Source organism: Citrobacter braakii, from assembly GCF_002075345.1.
Taxonomy (GTDB): domain Bacteria; phylum Pseudomonadota; class Gammaproteobacteria; order Enterobacterales; family Enterobacteriaceae; genus Citrobacter; species Citrobacter braakii.
This window is the reverse complement of sequence record NZ_NAEW01000054.1, coordinates 1-3,194: the sequence shown is the minus strand read 5'-3', so window position 1 is coordinate 3,194 and position 3,194 is coordinate 1. Positions and strand designations below refer to the sequence as shown.

At 53.7% G+C, this 3,194-nt stretch carries 2 protein-coding genes and 1 pseudogene; all 3 read right to left on the bottom strand.

The genetic code is table 11. The features are described 5' to 3' along the window. Positions 1-1,036: DNA topoisomerase (locus tag BZK42_RS27635; protein WP_158083407.1), on the bottom strand; the 1,036-nt coding region annotated here is incomplete at its 3' end. Between the two features lie 8 nt (positions 1,037-1,044). Next, positions 1,045-2,046, bottom strand: coding sequence for a PFL_4669 family integrating conjugative element protein (locus BZK42_RS27630; RefSeq protein ID WP_080861520.1), 1,002 nt, complete (start codon positions 2,044-2,046; stop codon positions 1,045-1,047). Between the two features lie 601 nt (positions 2,047-2,647). Next, a pseudogene (locus tag BZK42_RS28830) lies at positions 2,648-3,194 on the bottom strand (STY4528 family pathogenicity island replication protein); the annotation flags it as partial.

Sequence of the window (3,194 nt, the reverse complement as noted above, 5' to 3'; positions counted from 1 at the left end):
TCTGCATCAGGGCAGCCAGCACCTCGCGAATCTCGTTCCGCATCGATACCGGCAGATAACCACAGTCCGTTCGCGGATAGGTGGTAAGTTTGTGGGTTTCATACAGACTCTGGGCAATGTCCAGCACCGTCTGTGCCGGCATGCCAAATTTTTCTGCGCAGGCCTGCTGCAGGGAGCCCAGACTAAACGCCAGGGGCGCGGACTTCTTCTGCCGTTTCGTCTGGCACTCAATCACCGTCGCTGACGCTGTCTGAAGGCATAACTGCACCACCTGCGCGGCTATCCCCGGCTGAACACAGCGGCCCTCTTCATCACAGTACTGTGCCGCCGCCACCCATTTTGCCGGAAAGGCAATATTGTCAGATACCAGCGTGGCAATAACGTCGGAATAAGGCTTCGGGATAAAATTCTCAATATCAAGGTCGCGCCGGACCACAATGGCCAGTGTCGGCGTCTGCACCCGGCCAACGGACATGACCCCGCTGATGCCCGCTTCCCTGGCCTTCAGGGTGTAAAGACGCGTCAGATTCATCCCGGTAACCCAGTCCGCCCGGCCACGACCAACCCCGGCGCGGTAAAGTGCTTCCGTTTTCTCAGACGGCCATATGTCTGCCAGTGCGGCACGAATACTGGCATCATCCAGCGCGGACAGCCACAACCGGTATACCCGACCCTGAAAACGGCAGTACTCCAGCAGCTCCCGCGCAATCACCTCGCCTTCCCGGTCGGCGTCGGTGGCTATCACCACCTCATCCACTTGTTTAAGAAGACGGTTAATCACCGTAAACTGGGCACGGGCCTCTTTTTTCACCTCCAGCTTCCACTGCGGCGGTATCAGCGGAAGCACCTCCATTCGCCAGGGGTTACCGTACTGCTCACCGTAGGCCCCGGGTTCAGCCTGTTCAAGCAGGTGCCCCCGGGCCCAGGTGACGATGACACCGGCTCCCGACAGAAAGCCTTCCCCGCGCTGGCCGGCACCAATGAACTTCGCAATATCCCGTGCCTGGGAAGGCTTCTCACACAGAAAAAGACGCATACCGTGACTTACTCCGGTACAGCATCAGCAGGGGGCAGCAGCACAGACAAATCATCGATATCAATGTCAGTATCAATGTCAACCTCATCCGTCAGCTCGCCCTTCCCGTCATCCTGTGCGATGGCTTCTTCTGCCTGCGTCTGCGACAGTACCGGTACATCATCTGATCCTGAAGAACTGTCACTATCCGATATTTGTTCAGTGCCATCCCGTACCGGTTTCCCCGCCGTTCCGGCAGTGATAACAGGCCCTTCCAAACCCTCTTCGCTCATTCTTTTCAACGCATCAATGCTGCGCCTGTTAACCGGTGGAGACCATGAGGAACGCTTCTTCCCGAATAAAATATCAGGGTCAACATTCCCGAAAAGCTTTATCGCTTCCCTGGCCTTATCATTGTTCACCGCAATATCTTCACGGGTTACGGGTAAATAACGGTACTTCTGGGCAGCACCATAGATTTGCCGGACCAGATACCCTCCCCGGCCAAGACAACTGCTCAGTTCCCGTCTGGAAATGCAGCCATAATGCGCCGCCTGAAATGCCTGCATGGCCAGCTGGTCAAACCCTACCAGCAGCCAGACACAGCGATACCCTACCGGCGTCCTGCTGAAGACCCCGATATTAAGAGGTGAAACGCTGGTAATATCTGAAATGGTCACCTGGGCTGGTATCATTGACATCACTTTTTTCAGCCCGTCAAGCTCTTCCTGCATTTTTTCAATCGCAGTATTAATCAGATTTTCCAGCTCCAGCATTTTGGCATCAGCCCAGGGGTTATCATTTGCGGAATCCTGGTTAATCCGTCCGGCTTTCTGGATGAACCCGGGCATGCTGAAAATAAGGCTGCGATGACGGGCGTTTTCCTTTTTACGCCCTCCTTTTTGGGTTCTGTATTCCGGATAACGCCCTTCCCATAAACGTATTGCGTAATGTGTGTTCAGCGAGACATTCATTGCTGAACGCAGCGCACCGGCCTTTCCCGGTTCCGGGGTGGTCTGTTCATCACTCATTACCTGGTCCTCACCATGGATTAATGTAAATAAACGTTCCGCTATATTCGGAGAGTGATAATCAACAGACAACACGAAACTCTTTTTCCAGATTTCACATTTTCACATTGCAATGATCTGTGAGTTGCAATTGTTGTTTTCTTTGCCCACTTGTGAAATAAAGCGGTCATTTTTATACCGCTTCGCCAGTGGCAATATAGCTCATTTTTTAATCAGCGCACTCCCGTCCATACAGAACGCCACACTTTGCTTCACTCAACGTCCGTCAGTATAATTAACTGGTCATTTTTTATACCGCGCTGCCAGTGGCAGCATAGCTCATTTTTTAATCAGCACACTCCCGTCCATACAGAACGCCACACTTTGCCTCACTCAACGTCCGTCAGCATAATTAACTGGCTATTTTTTATACCGCGCTGCCAGTGGCAGCATAGCTCATTTTTTAATCAGCACACTCCCGTCCATACAGAACGCCACACTTTGCCTCACTCAACGTCCGTCAGCATAATTAACTGGTCATTTTTTATACCGTGCTGCCAGTGGCAGCATAGCTCATTTTTTAATCAAAATACTACCATCCACACAAAACGCCATACTTCACTCAGCGTCGGTTAATCTGCAGCATGGCGCGGGCTTCCGCCAGTTTCGCGGCAACAAGCTCCTTCGGCGCAGGAACAAATTCTTCTTCCGCAGCATGTTCATCACGGCCATGCTGAGCCCCGGTATGGCCCGGACGGGTGGCAGCCACTGGCACTGACGTCGGTGGTGACGTTACAGCCCCTGATTTCACCGCCCCTTCCGGCAGACGGAACTTCCCTTCCCGCGCCTGGCGCAGAAGCGTCAGCAGGTAACCCACCGGGTTGTTGACCCTCCCTTCACGGACGCCGGTTATCACTGTTGTCATCACGCCATCCGCCAGTTCAGGGCTGCGCTGACGCAGATGCTGCAGTTGCGTCGCCAGCATCGCCTGCTCACCCGCCGGCAGCAGTTGCTGCAGTCCTTCCGGCCACACAAATCCTGGCGGGACGCTTTCGGCAGGAACGGTAACGGAACCACCAGGTGGCGCATTTTCATCCCCGGCGCATACGTACGTTTTTTTAATCTGTTCCTGTGTAAAAGAACGTACGTTATTGCAGTCCGGTTTCCGG